Below are 15,850 nucleotides of genomic sequence, written 5' to 3' on the forward strand. Positions count from 1 at the left end.
CCTGGTGTGTTCCGGCGGCGGAGCCACCGGAGCGGTTCGTCGGCTCCTCAGATGATGAAGGGGAACGGCGCGATCACGGCCAGCTGTGACGGGCCGAGCGACGCGGTGCCGAAGAGGTCCTGGAGCGGGGGCGTATAGCGACGGCTGCCGTGAAGACCGGTTCGAAGGCGATGCCCCACGGCAGGCGCGGGTTGGACCGCAGGCCGATGGTGAACAGCGAGGCGTCGTCGGTCCGGGCGGCGAACGCCGTGCTGATCTGGCAGGCGACGATGTCGGCGAAGGTGATGGTCGTGGCCTGCAGATAGGCGTGGTGAAGGGCCGTACCGCCGCCGGTGGGGTCGCCGGGGTGCCAGCCGGCCCGTCAGAGGGTGAAGAAGAAGCCGCCCAAGACCAGGACCGCCGAGATGCTTCCCAGGAACGCCCAGGCGCGGATGAGCAGCGCCCGGTCGATGACTCAAGCGGTGCGGGGTCGCGGCGGCCGGTCCATCACTCCGGGTTCGGCGGGCTCGCGTCCCAACGCCAGCGCGGGCAGCGTTTCCGTTCCGAGGTCGATGGCGAGGATCTGCAGGACCGTCAGCGGCAGCGGCAGCGGCACCGCGCCACCGGACAGCGCGACCACTTCGCCGCGGGCGCGCAGGGTGTCAAGGGACAGCAGGAGTTCCCCACTCGCGGACAATTGATCTCCCCACTGACGGACGCTGGAAATCCCCGGTGGATTGCTGATCTCGCCGCTGGTTGGTCAGCCGAGCGGGGCGACGCCGCGGCCGGTGGTCGCCTCGGCGAGACGATGGCTGTCGCCCTGCGTTACGACGACGTGAGCGTGGTGCAGGAGCCGGTCGACGGTCGCGGTGGCGAGGGTCTTGGGCATGATCTCGTCGAATCCTGAGGGATGCAGGTTGCTGCTGACGGCCAGACTTCGCCGTTCGTAGGCGGCATCGACCAGCCGGTAGAAGCCTTCGGCGGCTTCCGGCGAGACCGGTAGTAGCCCGATGTCATCAACGATGATCAGATCGGTTCGGGTGATCCGGGTGATGGCCTTCGAGACGGAGTCGTCGACGCGGTGACGACGGATCAGGGCCCCGAGGTCTTCGATGGTGAACCAGGCGACCGTCATCCCGGCGTCGACCGCGTACTGGCCGAGCGCTTCGCTGAAGTGCGACTTCCCGGTCCCTGACGGGCTGACGGCGCAGAGGTTCTCGCGCCGGCCGACCCATTCCAGGGTCCGCAGCGCGGACTGCGTCGGGATGGGGCTCGAAGACGCCCCCTCGTTCCAGATGTGGAAGGTCTTGCCGGTCGGAAAGGCCGCGCGCGTGCGGCGGGTGCGGAGGTTGGCCGCATCCTCGGCCAGAAGGGCCCGGACGATCTCGGCGGGATCCCAGCGCTGGGCCGGCGCAGTGGGGACGATCTCGGTCGTCGCCCGGCGAATGTGGGGCAGCTTCAACCTGCGGGTCAGCGCGATCGCCTCGTCGAACGCGGCGCCGGACGTCGCGGCGACCGCCGAGGCCGGTGCCTGCATGCGGGGTCGCGTCGCGGCCGGTTGGGCGGGACTGTCCTTCATGAAACAGGTGCTCTTTCCAGGTCAGGGGCCGACGCGGATGCCCGTCGGCCAAGATGGTGGAGTTGCTGTCATGGGGGTCAGATAGGTTGCCCGGATGACTGACACGGACCCGCTGGTGCCCGTCCTCGCCGGATTCGTGGTCGACATCGTCTGGTTCCTCGACAGCTGCGAGGACGACGAGGTCGCCCCCGACTCCGCGGTGAAGATGATGGAGAGCGTCGCCTGGTTCCTGGGGCGTCTGCCCCAGGACCAGCGCGACCGGATGCTGCAGGTTCTGGTGGACCTGGCCGAGGCCGAGGAGACCCCGAGCCGGCGGGAGTTCTTGGAGGAATTCCCCGCCGCGCTCGGGCTGATCGATGAGCCCGAGGACTCAGACTGAGCCGAAGCCCGACCAGGCGGAGGCGCCCGGCTGCAGGCTGTGGGTCTCGCTTCGGTGGACCGGCTCTGCGCGGTCGTGCTCGTCCTGGTGGCCCAGGATCGACAGCAGGTCACCCTCGGTGAACCGTCCGACCGTCGCCGCGGCGCCGAGCGCACGGTCGACGTCGGCCGCTCCGTAGAGCTTGGCGAGCGCGACCGCGTCGGCCATCTTCGCCCTGATCCTGCGGATGCCGGTGGCGGCGGCCTCCATCAGCCAGGTCGCCGCCATTGGCCCGATGGCCAGGAACTGGGCCTCGGCCGGGTTCGTCGGCTTCGGCGTGCGCTCGCCCCGCGGGGCGTTGGGGTAGTGCTCGTCGGCGATCCGTGGGCTTCCCGGCGCCGAGCGAAGGTGGCGGGCGACCTCGACCGCGCTGCCTCTGCTCAGCGCGGTGACGATCAGCTCGTCGCCGTGGAAGCGGACCCAGACCCGCTCGTCGACGAACTGGTGCGGGACCGAGTAGCGGACCGACTCGACCGAGATCGTGGAGTCCTTGCCGACCCGGCGGGTCTCGCCGAACGCGGCGGTGAACGGCTGCTCGGGCACCGGGTGCAGCCGCAGCCGTTCCTCGGCCAGCAGCTCGGCCGGGATCCGGCGGGTCTAGCGGTGAATCCGGCCGTTCACCTCCGTCATGAAGTCAACGCATGCCTGCTGGAGTTCGGTGAAACGTCGTAGTCGGGGCGGAGATTGACCGCTGTGGGGACCAGGTCCCGCTTCGCGATCCTCACCGTCGCCTCCGTGCCGCCCTTCGAAGCCGGATCGGCCGGCATGCACGAGCGGACGACCGTGCCGTAGTAGCGGGCGATCGGCACCAACTCAGGATTGCGGACCGCGATCATGGCCACGTGCTCGACCGTGACGGTCTTCTCGTTGTCGGTCAGGCAGTAGGTCGGGACCCCGCCCAGCGTGCGGAACGTCGTGTCCAGGCAGGCCGTGACCGTGGGCAAAGTCTTGTCGAGTACCGGGATGACCACCCGGAACCGGGACCAGGCCAGCCACGCGCACCACAGACTCGTGCGTCTGCCGTCGATCCGCGGGCCTTCGCCCCAGTCCCACTGCAGCCATATCGCCGGCTCGGGTATCCACGGCCGGAAGACCCTGCGGTTCCCGGCCCGATAGGACTCCTTAGCCGCCGCGACGGCCCGCCAGGTCGTGCGGTCGGTGCCGGTGAAGCCCATCGCAGCGATCTTCTTGTGAACAGCGTCGGCGCCGACCCGGCCTCGGGACCGCTCGACGAGCTCCTCCACCTTCGGCAGGAAGTCGTCGATCAGCTTCGATCGCACCACCCGCTCGGTCGGATCGACACCCTGCCCGCGCAGCTGCACATAACGGCGCACGGTGTGGTGGTCGCAGCCAGCCAGCTCGGCCGCCTTCCGGTAACTCCCCGTGAGGTCGTGGGCCTCAAGAATCTCCATGATCTCCTCATCGCTCTTCACCCCGCCCACTCTGAGTCATGGGCTGAATGGGTCTGCGGGGAGATCAGCTGTCCATCACCGGGGAGATTTCATGTCCACCAGCAGGGAGCCCAACTGACCGCCAGCGGGGAGTCTTCTTTGTTCCTCTGACACAGGGCCTCGCAGATGCGCAGTTTCGCCTCGGGCGACGTCCTAGCGAACACGATCTCCTCGTCGCCCGAGATGAGGGCGTCGAGGCCGTCGTCACTCATCGCGTCCAGCGCCGTGCCGGCCACGACCGGGCTGCCCTTGCCGCCGATGCCGACCTGGCGGGCGATTTCAGCGCCGGTGAGTCCGTAGTCACCGGTGACGACATGGATCCGCATGCCTGCCCGGTCGCGGCCTGCACCGCCTGTGCGACACCTTCGCGGGGCGTGTTGGCCATCGCCACCAGACCGACCAGGGGCAGCCCGGCTTCGGCTTCCTGCCTGTTGTCCAGAGCCCCGGGTACGACGCGCCGGGCGACGGGTTTCGAGTGCGCCCTTGGTGTGCACCACGAGGTCGCCGGAGGTCTGGTCCACCGTCGACTTGCGCTTGAGGTGGGCGTCGAAGTGGAAGACGGCCCGGCGTGCGGCCATACGCTGCGATGAGGTCACTCCTACCCCGAGCTCCGATGCCAGCCGCCCGCCAGGGACATGGTGCACGACGGCCTCGACTTCGACGGTGTCTTCTGCGCGACCGGCACGGTGGCGATGGGCGTGCCGCGCGGCCTCGCCGACTCAGGGGTGCGGGTGCCCGGTGAGGTCAAGCTGATCGGCCTCGACAACGTCGAGACGAGCGCATACCGCGCCCCCTCGCTGTCCACGATCGACCCGGACGACGACGCGAGGGCACAGTCCGCGGTCGGCCTCCTGGCCCGGCGGTCGCGTCGTCGGTCAAGGACCAGGAAGGGATCGTCAGCCGCTTCACTCCGGTGGCCAGGGAATCGACCTGCCGATGAGGCCAGATGGACCGCGGCAGAGTGAGCCGGCCCGAAAGTGCGTCCCGCGCAGGGGATGACGGGCCCTCGTCGTACTCGCTAGGCTCAATCCAGCAGTGGGAGCGCTCCCACATACCCCGTCGCATCTGGCCCTCGCTCCCTGAGGGCCCTCTCCCCCCACGAGAGCACGGAGGAAAACTGTGACACCCCCCATCGGTACCCCACGCCCGGCCGAGGCGGTCAAGGCTCCCGCGCGCGGGTCGCGGCTGCGCAAGGCCATGGCGCTCGGCGTAGCCGCAGGTCTCGCCGCCACCGGCATCGTCCTGAGCACCGAGATCACCGCGGGCGCCGCGGCGCAGGGCAGCCTCCCGACCGGGACCCAGCTCTACGCGGACCCCAACTCCCAGGTCGTCCGCTGGGTTGCCGCCAATCCCGGTGACTCCCGCCAGCCGGTCATCGCCCGGCGGATCGCAAGCCAGCCGCAGGCGATCTGGTTCTCCAACTACCGCCCCTCCACCGTCACCGGTGACGTCCGGGCTGTCACCACGGCCGCGGCCACCGCCGGACAGGTGCCGGTGCTGGCCGTGTACGAGATCCCCAACCGTGACTGCGGCGGCGCGTCCGCAGGCGGCGCACCGGACCTGGCCTCGTACGACGCCTGGGTGCGCAACTTCGCCGCCGGGCTGGGCAGTGGCCGGTCGATCATCATCCTGGAGCCCGACTCCATCGCCCTGACCACCTGCCTGACCGCACAGCAGCAGGCCGACCGGTTCGCCTCGCTCTCCCGGGCGGGAGCCGCCATCCACGCCGCCGCACCCAACGCAAAGGTCTACCTGGACGGCGGCCACTCGGCCTGGAACAGTGCCTCGGAGCAGGCCAATCGGCTGCGCAGCGCCGGCATCCTGACGAATGCCGACGGCCTCTTCACCAACGTCTCCAACTTCAATACCACGGCCAATGAGGTCAACTTCGCCAAGAACGTGCTGGCCGCGCTCGGCAACCCGGCCAATCTGCACGCCGTGGTGGACACCAGCCGCAACGGCAACGGTCCAGCGGGCGGCGGGGCATGGTGCGACCCGTCTGGCCGGGCGATCGGCGCCTATCCCACGACCAACACCGGCGACGCGGCGATCGACGCGTTCCTCTGGGTGAAGCCGCCAGGCGAGGCGGATGGCTGCGCCGGCGCCGCAGGTACCTTCCTGCCGGACGTGGCATACGCGCTGGCATCCGCCGGAACCTCGGACCCCGTTCCGCCGACGACCCCGCCGACTACCGCCCCGCCGACCACCGTTCCGCCGACTACCGCCCCGCCGACGACCCCGCCGACCACGGCCCCGCCCACGACAGGTGCGGCCTGCTCCGTCAGCTACAAGATCGTCAGCGCCTGGACGGGCGGCTTCACCACGGACGTGACCCTGCGCAACACCGGCGGCAGCGCAGTCAACGGCTGGTCGCTCAAGTGGACTTTCCCTGCCGACCAGAAGATCACCAGCGCATGGAACGCCACGACCACCCAGTCCGGCGCCACCGTGACCGCCACCGACCTGGGCTACAACGGCGCCGTCCCCGCGGGCGGCTCCACCAGCTTTGGTTTCCAGGGAACAGGCTCCGGCACCACCTCGCCCACCGCGTTTACGCTCAACGGCTCTGCCTGCACCGTATCCTGACGCACCATCCGCTCTACGGCGGTGGCCGGCCCGGAAATCTTGCCGGGCCGGCCACCGCGGTACGCCCGGCACGGGCAATTGATTGGACGAGCCCCCACGCGGGGGAAAGCGGTATTGACCGCGTCTTTGAGTCTGACTGGGGCCGGCCCTGCCGGCACCGGCTGACAAGGTCAGGCGGCCGCGCACACCGTTCCGTTGACTCGGAAGCCGTACGGCACGACGTTGCTTGTGCGATAGGCGGCGGTGAATCCGATGTCAACGGCGCCGCCGGGTGCCAGGGTGGCGTTGTATCCGGCGTCCCGTGCCGTGACGGTCTGGCCAATTTGGGTCAGTACGCCGTTCCACGCGTTGTCGATCCGCTGGTCACCGCCGAAGACCCAGGTCACGCCCCAGCCACTGGTGACGGTGTAGGCGGTCGTGCAGTCCGTGCTGGCCGAGGAATTGGCGGCGACCATCAGCGGTACGGACGCGGCCGAGACAGTGCCGCCGGTGTCGGCCGCCTTCACGGTGAAGGTGTAGGCGGCGGATCAAGGTCGAGGCCCGGTACGCGGGATGGTTCCCAGAAGGTGTCTGCGGTTGGTCCACCCACGACCCAACCCTGTCAGTCCGTCACGAACATACCTTCGGGGAAGAACGTGCCCCCGACGGGAACGTCGACCTCGAAGAGCTCGTTGGTGGACAGGACGAACCGCAGACGTTCGTTCTCGCCGCAGTGTCGGGATGAGTGGCCCAGCAGCAGGAAGTGCTCGTGGGGCCTGAACTCGAACTCGCCCTTGGCCGGGATGACGACCTTGTCCAGGATGACCTGCTACAAGCCCGGTGAGCAGTCCAGGCTGATCTACGCGATCCGCGAGTACCGGGGCCGCAAGGACGAACCGAAGGGCTTCGGCTGGAAGGACTACCGCGACCTGGTCATCCGCGCCCACACCCAGCTCGGCGGCCCGATCGTCCTGGTCTGGGACAACTTGCGCATGCACCTGGTCGCACCCTGCGGGCGTTCTTCGAAGCCGACACCGCCTGGCTCTCCGTGTTCCAGCTACCGACATACGCTTCCGGACCTCAACCCGCAGGAGGGCGTCTGGTCACTGGTCACACGCGACATCGGCAACCTCGACGCCGCCGACCTCAGCCAGATCACCCGCGCGGTGAAACGCAAGCTCAAGATGCTGCAGTACCGACCGGAGGTCATCGATGGCTGCCTGACGGGCACCGGCCTGAACTTGTCGGGGTAATCGTCAGAAGTAGCCGAAGAAGCGATTCCACCAGGTGGGCCGCTGGATGTGCGGGTGCAGTCGGCTCGGCCCGTCGTAGTCGCTCTCCAGCAGTTCCTCGGGAACCACGACGTAGCCGAGCTCTTCCAGCGCCCGGTTGACCCTGGCGAGGTCAGCACCGTCCAGCTCACCCTCAGCCTGCGCGTCGTCCGTCCCGAGGAAGGCACCAGGATTGTCCGCGCACACCAGCGCCAGTGAGCCGAACTGGCTCACACAGACGACGATCCGGGTCCCGCACACAGTCGCGTCCCCGGGCACGTAAATACGTCCGTACTCGCTGGAGTCCTGATTCTCCTGCCCGGCCACGGTCGTGCAGTGAGCTGCGAAGTCACCTTCGAGTCGGTCTACCAGCTGACCGAAGCGCACGGCGATCTCGCGACGGTCGAAGTCCCGCGGCCACTCCAGCCACTCAGGATCATCCAGCTCACGTAGCAACACCAGCAGATCCGCGTTGTTCTCGGTCATGCACTCATCCTGCCGCGACGCCTACCCGGGAGCCAGCGTGGGCAACGCGATGCACACCGCTCCCCGACAACACCCGTTCAGGTTCAATAGCCCAGGGACCGAATCGCGGTCGCGCATAATCCCGTTTCTTCGCCGGTCTCGCGGACCGCCGCATGCTGCGGGTTTTCGCCGGGCTCGATGCGTCCGGCGGGGAACTGCCACAGCAACGTGCCCTCTGGAACCGTGCGGCGCACCAGGAGCACGCACCCGTCATGAAGGATCACGGCGGCGGCGACCGATGGCTCATGCCCAGGGCGCAGACCCGCAGCGGTGGTGAGTGTCCCCGTCATGGTGAACCGGCGGCAGTGGTGAGGAGACGGCTGGTGGCGCCGTGGCAGCGTGCAGGCATCGAGGCGATCCTCCCGTAGTCGTTTGGGTGGGGATGGCCGCGCCGCGTGGGCGGCGCGGCCATCGGTTACCGGCCGACGTGACGCCGCCGGCTAGTGGGGGTGGCTATCCCCGGACCGGTTTGACGCTGCCGGTAGTTGGGGGGCCAATGTCGGAGCCTGCTCCGGGCGGTAACCCGATACGGAACAGACGGAACTGCACGACGTGGTCCTTCGGGTGCGATGGAGCTGACACGGTTGTGGGTGTGCCGGGCTCATTGGGCCAGGAAGCTTGCTCTGGCGGTGGTGATGCCGAGCTCTGGCAGTTGGGTCTGCCGCACGATTGGGTGACATCTTGACCTGACCTGTCAGCCAAACGTGCAGCAGACCCCGAAGGCCACCTCACGGTCGTCCGTGGCGACTGACAGCTGACCCTTGCGCGCCGCCCACCGGCCGATTCCCGGCCACCTGATGGGCTATTGCGGCAAGGCGCTTGCTGCGCGCCCCTCATCGGCTTCCCGTATGTGCGCCAACTGCCTTCGCTTGGTCGAGTCCCTCGACCGCTTCCGGCAGCGGGTACCTGAGCTGGACCTGCCCGAATCGGAACCCTGCCACGGCGACACCCACCTGTGGACCGTCAAAGGCCAGACGAACCCGGTCACAGGACACCTTCGCGACGGACTCGTCGGGACCTCCTGGCCCCAGCGCCGCCATTTCGACGTCTTCGGCGGGCCCGCCCGCGCCCTGCGCGCGGGCGACGCCTACCGCCTGTCGGGCTGCGCGCACACGCACGCACTACGTCGAGGCTGCAACCGATCGCAATTTCTATTGTTGCGAATGGTATTCCCACCTCGTTTGGTGAATTCCGATGGTGGGGCGGGTGCAGTCTCTTCTGTGTCCGCCCCGCAAGTGCCGCTAATTGCAGTTGCTCAGAATTGAATCGACATCCGGGATGCTGACCCCGAATGTGATTCCGATTTTCGCGATCGAACGCTTGTTGCTCTGACGATGAGGCGAGCGGCATTTTTTACACCCCACAGTCCCCGAATCGCGCGCTTGATTTTCAGGATCTTGACGGCGGGCAGCCACCGTGATGCTAAGACAAGGCCATGGCGCTGGCGCACTTGAGGATTCTCCAAGCTTTGCGCATTTTGCCCAGACAGGACTGACCGTTGAGATCATACGTCAGCGGATCGGCAGAATATCCGTAGCGATTCGGCGAGACGTCGGCGACCGGATCATTTTGCAGGAATCGTCCAGATGCCGGATCGTAGAGGCGTACCCGGAAGAACCCGTGATGACGTCCAGATCGCCGTCAATGCCGTGGATGGAAACTCGCAATATACCCCTGCCGCCGTTCGCTATGGCTGGCTCGGGGGCGAACAACGTAGGTCTTGATACTCGGGAAGCGGCCGTATGACCTTCGGTACGCGGGCATCTCTTTCTGGCTGGCCTCCGGCGGTGATCCTGCCGAGGGCGCCCGAAGGGCCGGGCATCCAGGTCATGTTCAGCTGCTGCGCCACGTTTCTTGCTGGAGCGCAGGACTACGCCGACGGTCGCATCGAGGAATCGGTGCGGCTCTGGGGGCAGATGGCGGAGACCGTCGACGGCGGGCCTTGGGCGGCCCGGTCCGGAAATAGACCGGGACAGCTGGTCAGAGGGGGGAACCAGGGGGAGATGTCGGGAGAACACCGGGCGCCGTACACCGACGGCGCTGAGGACACCAAGGCGGCGCCCGACCTGGCGAAAGGCCAGGTCAGGCGACATATTTGAGGAGTCTAGAAGAAGCCGAGCTTCTTCGGGGAGTACGAGACCAGGAGGTTCTTGGTCTGCTGGTAGTGCTCGAGCATCATCTTGTGGTTCTCGCGGCCGATGCCGGAATTCTTGTAGCCGCCGAAGGCCGCGTGGGCCGGGTAGGCGTGGTAGCAGTTGGTCCAGACGCGGCCCGCCTTGATCTCGCGGCCGAGCCGGTAGGCGGTGTTGCCGTCGCGGGTCCAGACGCCCGCGCCGAGGCCGTACAGGGTGTCGTTGGCGAGCTTGAGGGCCTCGTCGGTGGAGTCGAAGGTGGTGACCGAGACGACCGGGCCGAAGATCTCCTCCTGGAAGATCCGCATGTTGTTGGTGCCGCGGAAGATCGTCGGTTCGATGTAGAAGCCGCCCTCCAGGCCGGGGACGGTACGGCTGGTGCCGCCGGTCAGGACCTCGGCGCCCTCCTGCTTGCCGATGTCGAAGTACGACAGGATCTTCTCGTACTGGTCGTTGCTGGCCTGGGCGCCGAGCATGGTCGCCGGGTCCAGCGGGTCGCCGCCGACGATGGCGCGGGTCCGCTCCAGACACCGGGCCATGAACTCGTCGTAGATCGAGGAGTGGATCAGTGCGCGGGACGGGCAGGTGCAGACCTCGCCCTGGTTGAGAGCGAACATCACGAAGCCCTCGATCGCCTTGTCCAGGTAGTCGTCGTCCGCGGCCATCACGTCCGGCAGGAAGATGTTCGGGCTCTTGCCGCCCAGTTCCAGCGTCACCGGGATGATGTTCTCGCTGGCGTACTGCATGATCAGCCGCCCTGTGGTGGTCTCACCGGTGAAGGCCACCTTCGCCACCCGCGGGCTCGACGCGAGCGGCTTGCCCGCCTCCACGCCGAATCCGTTGACGACGTTGAGCACACCGGCGGGCAGCAGGTCGGCGATCAGCTCGATGACGACCAACAGGCTGACCGGAGTCTGCTCGGCGGGCTTGATGACCACGCAGTTGCCCGCGGCCAGCGCCGGCGCGAGCTTCCATGTGGCCATCAGGATCGGGAAGTTCCACGGGATGATCTGGCCGACCACGCCCAACGGCTCGTGGTAGTGGTACGCGACGGTATCGGCGTCGATCTCCGAGATGCTGCCCTCCTGCGCGCGCAGCGCTCCCGCGAAGTAGCGGAAGTGGTCCACCGCCAGCGGCAGGTCGGCGGCCAGCGTCTCGCGGACCGGCTTACCGTTCTCCCACGTCTCGGCCACCGCCAGCCGTTCGAGGTTCTCCTCGATCCGGTCGGCGATCTTGTTGAGGATGTTCGCCCGCTCCGTGGCCGAGGTGCGGCCCCACGGACCGGCGGCCGCGTGCGCGGCGTCCAGGGCCAGCTCGATGTCCGGCGCGGTGGACCGCGCGACCTGGCAGAAGGTCTCACCGGTCACCGGGGACGGGTTGTCGAAATACTGTCCCTCGGCCGGTGCGACCCAGTCGCCCCCGATGAAGTTGTCGTACCGCTGGGCGAAGCTGACGATGCTGCCCTCGGTGCCTGGCTGCGCGTAGACCATGACGGCGCTCCTCGGTGTACCGGTGTGCGGGTTACGGTGTCAGCACTCACTGTGGTGGCCCGAGGTTGGCAAAAGGTTGGCGGCGCGGGGCCTGTGCGGACGCCGGGGCGCGCAAGGTTGGCGGCCCCGGGCCTGTGCGGACGCCGGGGGGCGGGCGCCGCTTCCCGCACGGCCGGAGACCGTCGCGTCAGCTCCGCAGCGCCGCGTTCAGCCGGCTCGCCGCGATCCCGCGCCGCGCGTCGCCGGGACCGAGCAGCCGCAGCGCGTGCTCGTGCACGGCGGCGTCGTACGGCGCCCGCTCCCCGTACCGCAGCGCGTGCTCGGGGCGGGTGTCGGCGAGCACCGCCTCGCGGACCACCACTTCCAGATGCTCGCGCCAGGCCACGATGCCCGGCGCCTCCGACATCGGCAGCAACGGCCCGCGGTAGTGGCCGACGGCCGCCGCGATGTCACCGCACTCCAGCGCCCGCAGCACCTCGGCCGCGTCGCAGCTCACCGGCACCGTCAGCGCGTACCGCCTGGTCGCCACCCCGCCGTTCAGCGCGCGCCGCAGATGCGACAGCTCGGCCTTGAACGTGGACGCGGTCACGCAGCGGTCGCCGTACAGCGACGCCCGCAGCCGGTCGGGCGCGAAGCCCTCGGGCTCCAGGGCGAGCAGCGTCAGGATCTCCAGTTGGCGCGGCGGCAGATGCAGCGGCTCACCGTCGCTGCTGGCCTGCGCCGTACCGAGGCAGCGCAGTTCGAGACCGGCGGGGCGCTCCGGCTCCGGAGCGCCGTCCAGCAGCCGGGCCTCGATGGCGGAGGCCAGGGTGCGTACGGTCGGCAGGGCCAGCGGGTGCGAGCGGTCCCAGGTGGTGGAGAGGTCGAGGACGCCCAGCACCCGGCCGTCGGGGGCGTGGATGGGCGCGCAGTAACAGACCCAGCCGTGCAGGGCGGCGACCAGGTGCTCGGCGGAGAAGACCGTGCTCGGGCGGCCGGTGCGCAGCGCCAGGGACAGCGCGTTGGTGCCCATCGCGCGCTCGTCCCACCGCCCGCCCGGCGCGAAATTGACCCGCTCCGCCCTGCGCCGCATCAGCCTGCCGCCGCACGTCCACAGGATCGTGCCGGACTCGTCGGTCACCGCCGCGACGAAACCCGCGTCCTCGGCGATGCTGTGCAGTTCCCCCGACAGGTCGGCGACCGGTGCGCGCAGCGGCGAACCCTTCCACCGCGGATGGACCGCGCCGTCCTCGGAGACCGGCGCGCTGTCCCGCGCGGGATCCACCGTGCCGACGCTGCGCACCCAGGAGTCGGTGACCTCACGGCGCAGCGGAGCCGGGCCCGCCGGATAGCCCCCCGCCGACCTCAACTGCGGTACGCGGCGGGCCCATTCGTTTTCCAGTACGGTCCTGCGGTGCTGGAGCGCACCCTGCTCTGCCATGGCCTTCCCGACTTCTGTGTCGTCTTCGTCGTCGACATGGATGTCCGGGCACTGCCGGGTGCCACCTCGTAGGGGAGGCGGCGTGATCCGCATCATAATCGGACACCTCGCCCGCAGGAAGGCTGTTCGCGGCAGTCCGCACCGCGTTCACGTCCGGTCGGCAGCAGAACGGCACGGGCCGCTCGTACCGCTCGGGCCGCTCGTACCGCTCGTACCGCTCGCGCGCCTCGTACGGCTCCCAGGACGCGACGGAGGGCGGCGCCCCCCGTGTCACGGGGGCGCCGCCCTCACGGCATCCGAGGACCGCGGTCGGTCAGTGGCCGAACAGGTGCCGCGCGTGACGGTGCCGCGGTGCGGCCGCCGTCTCGGAACCGTCGGCGCTGTCGGCCGCCGTGGAACCGCCGTACGCGTAGTCGGTCCCGGTGTCCCCGGCCGGTGCGGCCGTGGTGTCCGCCGTCTCCAACCGGGCCGCCAGCGCGTCACGTTCCCTTGCGTTGTCCTTCGCGGCCCTGCGGGCCTCGGTGAGCTTGCGGGACTTGCGCCGGTGGCTCACTCCGCCGCCCATCGCCATCGCGGCGCCGAGGCAGAAGATCAGGGCGAGCGCCAGACCGGCGCAGAAGATCTGAAGGGTGTTCATGGTCGCGATGGAGTGCCCGAGCACCGACACGTTGTACTCGGGACCTCCCGACGTGTTGTCGGCGATGGCGAGGCCGGTGAAAGCACCGGCACCGGCCAGGAGCAGCAATCCCAGGATCAGCATTGCGGTCACCTCCGATGGTGAGCTGCGTACCCCTCGGCTACCCGCCGGACGGCATCACATACGTCCCGCCCGTATCGGCCGCCGATCGCCCGCCGCACGCGCCGCCCCGGTGACGCGGCGCGTCACCGGGTCCCGTCACTACGCGTCACCGCCCGCCGCCCGGGCGTGCGCGCGACGTCAGTGCGTCGGCGGGTAGCTCACCACGTCCACCGGGACCGTCGCCGAGCCCTGCGCCGCCGCGCCGTAGTCGTTGATGACGTGGTCGATCACGCCGTCTCCGTTGAGCGAGACGGTCAGCAGGTCGTGGAATCGTACGCCCGGGCGGTCGGGCACCTCGAAGCTGTGGGCGTTGTGGATCGTCGGGTCCACGTTGAAGAAGCAGTAGCTGCCAAGACCCCAGCCCTCGTGGTGCCGGACCGAATCCGCCACCTTGTACGCGGCCCAGCCCGCGACGCCGTGATGCCCGTAGGCGGCCTGATTCGGCGGGTCGTACGGCAACTCGTTCTGGAACATGACCGTCCGGCCGTGGTCGCCGTTCCAGATGACGTTGTACTTCTGGTAGTGCTCCACGAACAGGCCGGTGGCCAGGACGTGGTCACCGTTGACGACCACGCCGGTCTCCGCCGTGTTCACCGTCCAGCCGACGCCCGTACCGTGGTCCGCGCGCCAGGCCCAGATGTGGTCGAGCAGCACATTGTCGCTGTTGACGACCAGGCTCGTGGTGGCCTTGCCCGCGCCCGCGCCGCCGATCCGGAAGAACACGTCCTGGAGCGAGGTCGGGTCGCGCGGGTCCGTACGGCCGCCGCGCCTGCTGCCGACCTCCAGCAGGGCGGGGGAGTTGGTCTTCCCCGCGTCGAAGAGCAGCCCCGCGACGCGGACGCCCTTGACGTCCGCGACCGTCATCGGCACCGCGCCGCCGACCGGCGTGAGGGTGGGGAAGCCCAGGCCGAGCACCACCGTGCCCGACCACTTGACCTTGATGGACTCCGCCAGCCGGTAGACGCCCGGAGTCAGGAGCAGGTGCTTGCCCTGCGCCAGCGCGCGGTTGATGGTGCGCACCGAGTCCGTGGGCTTGGCGATGAAGAACCGGTCGATGGGGACCGAGGTGCCCTCGGTCGTACCGCCGGACCAGGACGCGCCGACCGCGTCCTGCCGCAGCGACGGCAGGAACACCCGGTAACGGCCCGCCGAGTCGACGTACAGGAAGGGCTTCTCGCGGCTGAGCGGGCTGGTGGCCAGCGTCGTGTACGGCGGGTCGGGGAAGGACTGCTCGGGGGCGCCGACGACACCCGCGAAGACCTGGTTCCACACGCCGTTGGACCAGGAGCCGACCGAGCTGTCCCGCGTCAGCCACTGCTGCTGCGAGGCGTTGATCACCTGCCCGTCCACCACCGAGTCGGCGATGAAGCCGCCGCTGGAGTAACCGCCCTGCCGGGGGAAGAGGAAGAGCTGGCCGCGGATGTGCACCCGGCGCAGCGGCGCGGCCTGCGACACCGCCCACCAGTTGATGCCGTCGGTCGGGTTGACCGCCAGATTCTCCGCCGAGCGCCAGAAGTTGGTGAGGGCGCTGTCGCCGCCGCCCGGCTGCGCCTGCCCCTCGACGCGCACCGCGCCGTTGATGGTCACGTCGTCGGGCGACAGCCCGAGGCCCGCGACCGAGGTGTAGTAGCCGAGTTGCGCGTCGACGTCGTACGTGCCCGGCTTGAAGAGGAAGGCGAAGCGCTGCGTGCCGAATTCGTTGGCGACCTGTACGGCGGTGGCCGCGTCCAGCGCGGCCTGGATGTCGGCGGCGGGCATGCTCGGGTCGAAGACGGTGACGTTCGGGCCGAAGTCGGGTTCCGTGGACGGCGAGTGGCCGCCGGGGGAGTGGGAGCCGGGGGAGTGCGCGCCGGCCGACCGCGCCGCGGCGGGGGTCGCGGCACCCGCCAACGGCACCACACCGGCGAAAGCGGCCGTGGCGATCAGCGAACGGCGGCTCAGACCGCCGCGCTCCCCGGATGTGTGCTGCGACTGCGATGGCGCCTGCGGCTGCTGCGAGTTGGGAAGTGCACTGTCTGCGGCCCTGAACGAAGACATGAGCTACGACCACCTTCTGACGGCGAGGGGGGAATTGAGAGCGCTCTCTTGGAGACGTACCCTCGCGGGCCGCGCGACTGGGTGTCAAGCACGAAGAGAGCGCTCTCTCGCAGCGAATCGGCTGGTGACTCCACCGGGTTCACCAGCACACCACTGGCCTCAGGAGTGCCGCCGCGGCCACCGG

Annotated in this window: 16 protein-coding genes and 2 pseudogenes; 5 read left to right on the forward strand and 13 right to left on the reverse strand. The window is 69.1% G+C overall.

Translation table 11 applies throughout. The annotated features are described in order from the left end of the window. Positions 1-73: 73 nt before the first annotated feature. From ACIQCJ_RS24795 to ACIQCJ_RS24805, 3 genes are all read right to left on the reverse strand, one after another. The gene (locus ACIQCJ_RS24795) at positions 74-301 is read right to left on the reverse strand and encodes a cation transporting ATPase C-terminal domain-containing protein (protein ID WP_402712733.1); all 228 of its coding nucleotides are present in this window, start codon (positions 299-301) and stop codon (positions 74-76) included. 153 nt (positions 302-454) lie between these two features. Then, positions 455-676 (reverse strand): cation transporting ATPase C-terminal domain-containing protein, encoded by a 222-nt coding sequence (locus ACIQCJ_RS24800; RefSeq protein WP_402712560.1) that lies wholly within the window; start codon positions 674-676, stop codon positions 455-457. A gap of 63 nt (positions 677-739) precedes the next feature. Further along, on the reverse strand, positions 740-1,516 hold the full coding sequence (locus ACIQCJ_RS24805) for an ATP-binding protein (RefSeq protein WP_402712734.1): 777 nt from the start codon (positions 1,514-1,516) through the stop codon (positions 740-742). A gap of 136 nt (positions 1,517-1,652) precedes the next feature. On the opposite strand from ACIQCJ_RS24805, the gene ACIQCJ_RS24810 reads away from it, so the two are divergent. After that, entirely contained in the window at positions 1,653-1,937 is a 285-nt protein-coding gene (locus tag ACIQCJ_RS24810; RefSeq protein WP_402712561.1) for a hypothetical protein, read from the forward strand. Here ACIQCJ_RS24810 and ACIQCJ_RS24815 read toward each other — a convergent pair. Beyond that, positions 1,929-3,409, reverse strand: a pseudogene (locus ACIQCJ_RS24815) (transposase). The gene ACIQCJ_RS24810 and the pseudogene ACIQCJ_RS24815 overlap by 9 nt on opposite strands. A 68-nt stretch (positions 3,410-3,477) precedes the next feature. After that, the gene (locus ACIQCJ_RS24820) at positions 3,478-3,753 is read right to left on the reverse strand and encodes a hypothetical protein (protein ID WP_401854492.1); all 276 of its coding nucleotides are present in this window, start codon (positions 3,751-3,753) and stop codon (positions 3,478-3,480) included. 309 nt (positions 3,754-4,062) lie between these two features. On the opposite strand from ACIQCJ_RS24820, the gene ACIQCJ_RS24825 reads away from it, so the two are divergent. Both ACIQCJ_RS24825 and ACIQCJ_RS24830 read left to right on the forward strand, forming a co-directional pair. Further along, complete coding sequence (locus ACIQCJ_RS24825) at positions 4,063-4,392, forward strand: substrate-binding domain-containing protein (RefSeq protein WP_391162708.1); 330 nt, start codon at positions 4,063-4,065, stop codon at positions 4,390-4,392. Between the two features lie 154 nt (positions 4,393-4,546). Further along, complete coding sequence (locus ACIQCJ_RS24830) at positions 4,547-6,013, forward strand: glycoside hydrolase family 6 protein (RefSeq protein ID WP_402712562.1); 1,467 nt, start codon at positions 4,547-4,549, stop codon at positions 6,011-6,013. A 170-nt stretch (positions 6,014-6,183) separates the two neighbouring features. On the opposite strand, the gene ACIQCJ_RS24835 is transcribed toward ACIQCJ_RS24830, so the two are convergent. Beyond that, positions 6,184-6,519, reverse strand: a complete 336-nt coding sequence (locus ACIQCJ_RS24835) for a cellulose binding domain-containing protein (RefSeq protein ID WP_402712563.1) — start codon at positions 6,517-6,519, stop codon at positions 6,184-6,186. Positions 6,520-6,813: 294 nt separating this feature from the next. Between ACIQCJ_RS24835 and ACIQCJ_RS24840 the strand changes: the two genes are divergently transcribed. Next, positions 6,814-7,245, forward strand: coding sequence for a DDE endonuclease (locus ACIQCJ_RS24840; RefSeq protein WP_402712564.1), 432 nt, complete (start codon positions 6,814-6,816; stop codon positions 7,243-7,245). A 3-nt stretch (positions 7,246-7,248) separates the two neighbouring features. On the opposite strand, the gene ACIQCJ_RS24845 is transcribed toward ACIQCJ_RS24840, so the two are convergent. The 3 genes and pseudogenes from ACIQCJ_RS24845 to ACIQCJ_RS24855 form a co-directional block, all read right to left on the reverse strand. After that, the gene (locus tag ACIQCJ_RS24845) at positions 7,249-7,749 is read right to left on the reverse strand and encodes a hypothetical protein (RefSeq protein WP_391047897.1); all 501 of its coding nucleotides are present in this window, start codon (positions 7,747-7,749) and stop codon (positions 7,249-7,251) included. Positions 7,750-7,832: 83 nt separating this feature from the next. Next, complete coding sequence (locus ACIQCJ_RS24850; RefSeq protein WP_401854487.1) at positions 7,833-8,078, reverse strand: NUDIX hydrolase; 246 nt, start codon at positions 8,076-8,078, stop codon at positions 7,833-7,835. Positions 8,079-9,210: 1,132 nt separating this feature from the next. Further along, positions 9,211-9,390: pseudogene (locus tag ACIQCJ_RS24855) on the reverse strand (hypothetical protein); the annotation flags it as partial. A gap of 140 nt (positions 9,391-9,530) precedes the next feature. On the opposite strand from ACIQCJ_RS24855, the gene ACIQCJ_RS24860 reads away from it, so the two are divergent. After that, on the forward strand, positions 9,531-9,887 hold the full coding sequence (locus tag ACIQCJ_RS24860; RefSeq protein WP_402712565.1) for a hypothetical protein: 357 nt from the start codon (positions 9,531-9,533) through the stop codon (positions 9,885-9,887). 5 nt (positions 9,888-9,892) lie between these two features. On the opposite strand, the gene adh is transcribed toward ACIQCJ_RS24860, so the two are convergent. The 4 genes from adh to ACIQCJ_RS24880 all read right to left on the reverse strand — a co-directional run bounded on the left by adh (position 9,893) and on the right by ACIQCJ_RS24880 (position 15,666). Continuing rightward, complete coding sequence (gene adh, locus ACIQCJ_RS24865) at positions 9,893-11,410, reverse strand: aldehyde dehydrogenase (protein WP_188283206.1); 1,518 nt, start codon at positions 11,408-11,410, stop codon at positions 9,893-9,895. Between the two features lie 187 nt (positions 11,411-11,597). After that, positions 11,598-12,830: a GAF domain-containing protein gene (locus tag ACIQCJ_RS24870; RefSeq protein WP_402712566.1), complete on the reverse strand. Its 1,233-nt coding sequence runs from the start codon at positions 12,828-12,830 to the stop codon at positions 11,598-11,600. Between the two features lie 313 nt (positions 12,831-13,143). Beyond that, on the reverse strand, positions 13,144-13,590 hold the full coding sequence (locus ACIQCJ_RS24875; RefSeq protein ID WP_391047891.1) for a hypothetical protein: 447 nt from the start codon (positions 13,588-13,590) through the stop codon (positions 13,144-13,146). 177 nt (positions 13,591-13,767) lie between these two features. Beyond that, positions 13,768-15,666, reverse strand: coding sequence for a coagulation factor 5/8 type domain-containing protein (locus tag ACIQCJ_RS24880; RefSeq protein ID WP_402712567.1), 1,899 nt, complete (start codon positions 15,664-15,666; stop codon positions 13,768-13,770). Between the last annotated feature and the right edge of the window lie 184 nt (positions 15,667-15,850).

It is taken from the genome of Streptomyces sp. NPDC093221 (genome assembly GCF_044753885.1).
GTDB lineage: Bacteria > Actinomycetota > Actinomycetes > Streptomycetales > Streptomycetaceae > Actinacidiphila.

Bases quoted from the DNA above. Each gene is read 5' to 3' on its own strand.
- ACIQCJ_RS24860 (WP_402712565.1), top strand. From the start codon at position 9,531: ATGACCTTCGGTACGCGGGCATCTCTTTCTGGCTGGCCTCCGGCGGTG.
- ACIQCJ_RS24825 (WP_391162708.1), top strand. From the start codon at position 4,063: ATGGTGCACGACGGCCTCGACTTCGACGGTGTCTTCTGCGCGACCGGC.
- adh (WP_188283206.1), bottom strand. From the start codon at position 11,410: ATGGTCTACGCGCAGCCAGGCACCGAGGGCAGCATCGTCAGCTTCGCC.
- ACIQCJ_RS24875 (WP_391047891.1), bottom strand. From the start codon at position 13,590: ATGCTGATCCTGGGATTGCTGCTCCTGGCCGGTGCCGGTGCTTTCACC.
- ACIQCJ_RS24845 (WP_391047897.1), bottom strand. From the start codon at position 7,749: ATGACCGAGAACAACGCGGATCTGCTGGTGTTGCTACGTGAGCTGGAT.
- ACIQCJ_RS24805 (WP_402712734.1), bottom strand. From the start codon at position 1,516: ATGCAGGCACCGGCCTCGGCGGTCGCCGCGACGTCCGGCGCCGCGTTC.
- ACIQCJ_RS24850 (WP_401854487.1), bottom strand. From the start codon at position 8,078: ATGACGGGGACACTCACCACCGCTGCGGGTCTGCGCCCTGGGCATGAG.
- ACIQCJ_RS24820 (WP_401854492.1), bottom strand. From the start codon at position 3,753: ATGCGGATCCATGTCGTCACCGGTGACTACGGACTCACCGGCGCTGAA.
- ACIQCJ_RS24870 (WP_402712566.1), bottom strand. From the start codon at position 12,830: ATGGCAGAGCAGGGTGCGCTCCAGCACCGCAGGACCGTACTGGAAAAC.
- ACIQCJ_RS24840 (WP_402712564.1), top strand. From the start codon at position 6,814: ATGACCTGCTACAAGCCCGGTGAGCAGTCCAGGCTGATCTACGCGATC.
- ACIQCJ_RS24810 (WP_402712561.1), top strand. From the start codon at position 1,653: ATGACTGACACGGACCCGCTGGTGCCCGTCCTCGCCGGATTCGTGGTC.
- ACIQCJ_RS24880 (WP_402712567.1), bottom strand. From the start codon at position 15,666: ATGTCTTCGTTCAGGGCCGCAGACAGTGCACTTCCCAACTCGCAGCAG.